Here is a 5702-nt window from a genome sequence, read left to right as displayed (position 1 = left end):
ATTTGACAAAATATTTTGGTAGGCGTATAGTCCGCATCTTCGCTGTTCCTTACGGCACGGTTTTGTTGTCGGTTTTACGGTTCAGCAGCTCTTTAACAATCAGATTACCGATAAGTGTGGGTGTTTTACACCTGCACTGTTGAGAAGAAGACAAGACGATGTTTAACATTGTTCTGTCGATTTCTTTGAAGCAGACCAGAAGTATTAAGTTAGAGATTGAACATAAGAGTTTGATCCTGGCTCAGATTGAACGCTGGCGGCATGCTTTACACATGCAAGTCGAACGGCAGCGGGGTAGTGCTTGCACTACTGCCGGCGAGTGGCGAACGGGTGAGTAATATATCGGAACGTACCGAGTAATGGGGGATAACCAATCGAAAGATTGGCTAATACCGCATACGTCCTGAGGGAGAAAGCGGGGGATCGCAAGACCTCGCGTTATTCGAGCGGCCGATAACTGATTAGCTAGTTGGTGGGGTAAAGGCCTACCAAGGCGACGATCAGTAGCGGGTCTGAGAGGACGATCCGCCACACTGGGACTGAGACACGGCCCAGACTCCTACGGGAGGCAGCAGTGGGGAATTTTGGACAATGGGGGCAACCCTGATCCAGCCATGCCGCGTGTATGAAGAAGGCCTTCGGGTTGTAAAGTACTTTTGTTAGGGAAGAAAAGGGAAGTGCTAATACCACTTTTTGCTGACGGTACCTAAAGAATAAGCACCGGCTAACTACGTGCCAGCAGCCGCGGTAATACGTAGGGTGCGAGCGTTAATCGGAATTACTGGGCGTAAAGCGAGCGCAGACGGTTATTTAAGCAGGATGTGAAATCCCCGGGCTCAACCTGGGAACTGCGTTCTGAACTGGATAGCTAGAGTGTGTCAGAGGGGGGTAGAATTCCACGTGTAGCAGTGAAATGCGTAGAGATGTGGAGGAATACCGATGGCGAAGGCAGCCCCCTGGGATAACACTGACGTTCATGCTCGAAAGCGTGGGTAGCAAACAGGATTAGATACCCTGGTAGTCCACGCCCTAAACGATGTCGATTAGCTGTTGGGGTACATGATACCTTAGTAGCGTAGCTAACGCGTGAAATCGACCGCCTGGGGAGTACGGTCGCAAGATTAAAACTCAAAGGAATTGACGGGGACCCGCACAAGCGGTGGATGATGTGGATTAATTCGATGCAACGCGAAGAACCTTACCTGGTTTTGACATGTACGGAACCCTTTAGAGATAGGGGGGTGCCTTCGGGAGCCGTAACACAGGTGCTGCATGGCTGTCGTCAGCTCGTGTCGTGAGATGTTGGGTTAAGTCCCGCAACGAGCGCAACCCTTGTCATTAGTTGCCATCATTTAGTTGGGCACTCTAATGAGACTGCCGGTGACAAACCGGAGGAAGGTGGGGATGACGTCAAGTCCTCATGGCCCTTATGACCAGGGCTTCACACGTCATACAATGGTCGGTACAGAGGGTAGCCAAGCCGCGAGGCGGAGCCAATCCCAGAAAACCGATCGTAGTCCGGATTGCACTCTGCAACTCGAGTGCATGAAGTCGGAATCGCTAGTAATCGCAGGTCAGCATACTGCGGTGAATACGTTCCCGGGTCTTGTACACACCGCCCGTCACACCATGGGAGTGGGGGATACCAGAAGCAGGTAGGGTAACCGCAAGGAGCCCGCTTGCCACGGTATGCTTCATGACTGGGGTGAAGTCGTAACAAGGTAGCCGTAGGGGAACCTGCGGCTGGATCACCTCCTTTCTAGAGAAAAGTAGGGGTAGAGCATCCACACCTATCGGTAATCGGATACAGATGCGAAGAGAATGTTGGGTTTGTAGCTCAGCTGGTTAGAGCACACGCTTGATAAGCGTGGGGTCGGAGGTTCAAGTCCTCCCAGACCCACCAGTAGGCGTAGAGTGGAGCAGATCCGCCCGGGTACTGGGGGCATAGCTCAGTTGGTAGAGCACCTGCTTTGCAAGCAGGGGGTCATCGGTTCGATCCCGTTTGCCTCCACCACACCATACTTTCCAAATAAAAGTATGCTAAATATGCGAGCAAGCTGCTACATGTTGCAGTTTTGAGTGGTAGTTTATTTTTATTTGCGAAGTCAAAACGCATCGATCTTTAACAAATTGGCAAGCCGAAATCAACAAACAAACGAAGTAAGGCTTATCCTAAAGATAAGTCATACAGAAATTTGGGTGATGATTGTATCGACCGAATCCTGAAACGCAAAAGGCAGGGTTCGGACACAACAAGCAGTAAGCTTTATCAGAGTGGAGGCCTTAAGCCCCAGCTGTAGTCAACGCAGCGCAGGCGAAGTCAAAGAGGCGCTTCAAATGATAGAGTCAAGTGAATAAGTGCATCAGGTGGATGCCTTGGCGATGATAGGCGACGAAGGACGTGTAAGCCTGCGAAAAGCATCGGGGAGCTGGCAATAGAGCTTTGATCCGGTGATGTCCGAATGGGGGAACCCACACAGCAATGTGTATCCTAAGCCGAATACATAAGCTTAGAGAAGCGAACCCGGAGAACTGAACCATCTAAGTACCCGGAGGAAAAGAAATCAACCGAGATTCCGCAAGTAGTGGCGAGCGAACGCGGAGCAGCCTGTATGTGATAGTTGTCGGGATAGGAGAAGGAATTGGAAACTTCCGCCATAGTGGGTGATAGCCCCGTATCCGAAATTCCGGCAGTGGTACTAAGCATACGACAAGTAGGGCGGGACACGAGAAATCCTGTCTGAAGATGGGGGGACCATCCTCCAAGGCTAAATACTCATCATCGACCGATAGTGAACCAGTACCGTGAGGGAAAGGCGAAAAGAACCCCGGGAGGGGAGTGAAATAGAACCTGAAACCTGATGCATACAAACAGTGGGAGCATTTATTGTGTGACTGCGTACCTTTTGTATAATGGGTCAACGACTTACATTCAGTAGCGAGCTTAACCGGATAGGGGAGGCGTAGGGAAACCGAGTCTTAATAGGGCGTCATAGTTGCTGGGTGTAGACCCGAAACCGAGTGATCTATCCATGGCCAGGTTGAAGGTGCCGTAACAGGTACTGGAGGACCGAACCCACGCATGTTGCAAAATGCGGGGATGAGCTGTGGATAGGGGTGAAAGGCTAAACAAACTCGGAGATAGCTGGTTCTCCCCGAAAACTATTTAGGTAGTGCCTCATGTATCACTTCCGGGGGTAAAGCACTGTTATGGCTAGGGGGTCATTGCGACTTACCAACCCATGGCAAACTCAGAATACCGGAAAGTGCAATCATGGGAGACAGACAGCGGGTGCTAACGTCCGTTGTCGAAAGGGAAACAACCCAGACCGCCAGCTAAGGTCCCAAATGATAGATTAAGTGGTAAACGAAGTGGGAAGGCTTAGACAGCCAGGATGTTGGCTTAGAAGCAGCCATCATTTAAAGAAAGCGTAACAGCTCACTGGTCGAGTCATCCTGCGCGGAAGATGTAACGGGGCTCAAATCTATAACCGAAGCTGCGGATGCATGCTTCATTAAAACAGCTTGCCGGAGCGAAGCGACGGAAAGCGCCCATCAAAGTCGAGTATGGTAGATGGGGTTAGCTGTTTTAATGAAGCGTGCATGGTAGGGGAGCGTTCTGTAGGCCTGAGAAGGCGTTTCGTAAGGAATGCTGGAGGTATCAGAAGTGCGAATGTTGACATGAGTAGCGATAAAGCGGGTGAAAAGCCCGCTCGCCGAAAGCCCAAGGTTTCCTGCGCAACGTTCATCGGCGCAGGGTGAGTCGGCCCCTAAGGCGAGGCAGAGATGCGTAGTCGATGGGAAACGGGTTAATATTCCCGTACTTGATTTAAGTGCGATGTGGGGACGGAGAAGGTTAGGTCAGCAAACTGTTGGAATAGTTTGTTCAAGCCGGTAGGTGGAAGGATTAGGCAAATCCGGTTCTTCATAACACCGAGAAGCGATAACGAGTATCTACGGATATGAAGTGACTGATACCACGCTTCCAGGAAAAGCCACTAAGCTCCAGCTTAAATCGAACCGTACCGCAAACCGACACAGGTGGGCAGGATGAGAATTCTAAGGCGCTTGAGAGAACTCGGGAGAAGGAACTCGGCAAATTGATACCGTAACTTCGGGAGAAGGTATGCCCTCTGAGGTGAAGGATTTACTCCGTAAGCTTTGGAGGGTCGCAGAGAATAGGTGGCTGCGACTGTTTATTAAAAACACAGCACTCTGCAAACACGAAAGTGGACGTATAGGGTGTGACGCCTGCCCGGTGCTGGAAGGTTAATTGAAGATGTGAGAGCATCGGATCGAAGCCCCAGTAAACGGCGGCCGTAACTATAACGGTCCTAAGGTAGCGAAATTCCTTGTCGGGTAAGTTCCGACCCGCACGAATGGCGTAACGATGGCCACACTGTCTCCTCCCGAGACTCAGCGAAGTTGAAGTGGTTGTGAAGATGCAATCTACCCGCTGCTAGACGGAAAGACCCCGTGAACCTTTACTGTAGCTTTGCATTGGACTTTGAAGTCACTTGTGTAGGATAGGTGGGAGGCTTGGAAGCAGAGGCGCCAGTTTCTGCGGAGCCGTCCTTGAAATACCACCCTGGTGACTTTGAGGTTCTAACCCAGGTCCGTAAACCGGATCGGGGACCGTGCATGGTAGGCAGTTTGACTGGGGCGGTCTCCTCCCAAAGAGTAACGGAGGAGTTCGAAGGTTACCTAGGTCCGGTCGGAAATCGGACTGATAGTGCAATGGCAAAAGGTAGCTTAACTGCGAGACCGACAAGTCGAGCAGGTGCGAAAGCAGGACATAGTGATCCGGTGGTTCTGAATGGAAGGGCCATCGCTCAACGGATAAAAGGTACTCCGGGGATAACAGGCTGATTCCGCCCAAGAGTTCATATCGACGGCGGAGTTTGGCACCTCGATGTCGGCTCATCACATCCTGGGGCTGTAGTCGGTCCCAAGGGTATGGCTGTTCGCCATTTAAAGTGGTACGTGAGCTGGGTTTAAAACGTCGTGAGACAGTTTGGTCCCTATCTGCAGTGGGCGTTGGAAGTTTGACAGGGGCTGCTCCTAGTACGAGAGGACCGGAGTGGACGAACCTCTGGTGTACCGGTTGTCACGCCAGTGGCATCGCCGGGTAGCTAAGTTCGGGAAGGATAAGCGCTGAAAGCATCTAAGCGCGAAACCTGCCTGGAGATGAGACTTCCCTTGCGGTATAACCGCGCTGAAGAGTCGTTCTAGACCAGGACGTTGATAGGTGGGGTGTGGAAGCGCGGCAACGCGTGCAGCTGACCCATACTAATTGCTCGTGAGGCTTGACTCTATCATTTGAAGTGCTTTGCGGTGAGGAGACACCGGGAAGGGCACTCATAGAGAATAAAGCTTACTGGAATCGATACACATTACCCGACTGTTTGGTTTATAGCCGGACAGGACAGTTTGATTTGATTGGCCGGAGTGGACGCTACCGGCGGCTTGACGATTTGTACAGTTTAAGTTTGGCGGCCATAGCGGTTTGGTCCCACGCCTTCCCATCCCGAACAGGGCCGTGAAACGAACCAGCGCCGATGATAGTGCGGATACCCGTGCGAAAGTAGGACACTGCCAAACACCTATTTACGACACCCGCCTGATGGCGGGTGTTGTGCTTTGTGGGAGTATGATGAAAGGAATGGAAATCCGGGATAGCGGTACAGTGTGAGTTGGAAAAG

General features: G+C 51.5%; 2 tRNA genes and 3 rRNA genes. All 5 read left to right on the top strand.

Annotated features, from left to right (window positions below):
• The first annotated feature begins 218 nt into the window (after positions 1 to 218).
• Positions 219 to 1759, top strand: a 16S ribosomal RNA gene (locus tag A7P97_RS08825).
• A 67-nt stretch (positions 1760 to 1826) separates the two neighbouring features.
• A tRNA-Ile gene (locus A7P97_RS08820) sits at positions 1827 to 1903 on the top strand.
• Between the two features lie 35 nt (positions 1904 to 1938).
• Positions 1939 to 2014, top strand: a tRNA-Ala gene (locus A7P97_RS08815).
• Positions 2015 to 2344: 330 nt separating this feature from the next.
• Positions 2345 to 5314 (top strand): 23S ribosomal RNA (locus tag A7P97_RS08810).
• 174 nt (positions 5315 to 5488) lie between these two features.
• A 5S ribosomal RNA gene (rrf, locus tag A7P97_RS08805) occupies positions 5489 to 5601 on the top strand.
• The 16S, 23S and 5S rRNA genes sit together here with 2 tRNA genes alongside, the layout of an rRNA operon.
• The last annotated feature ends 101 nt before the right edge of the window (positions 5602 to 5702 follow it).

The organism is Eikenella sp. NML070372, from assembly GCF_001648415.1.
Classification (GTDB): Bacteria; Pseudomonadota; Gammaproteobacteria; order Burkholderiales; family Neisseriaceae; genus Eikenella; species Eikenella exigua.
Note: the sequence above shows the minus strand (reverse complement) of the source record. Positions and strands in the feature narration are given on the sequence as shown.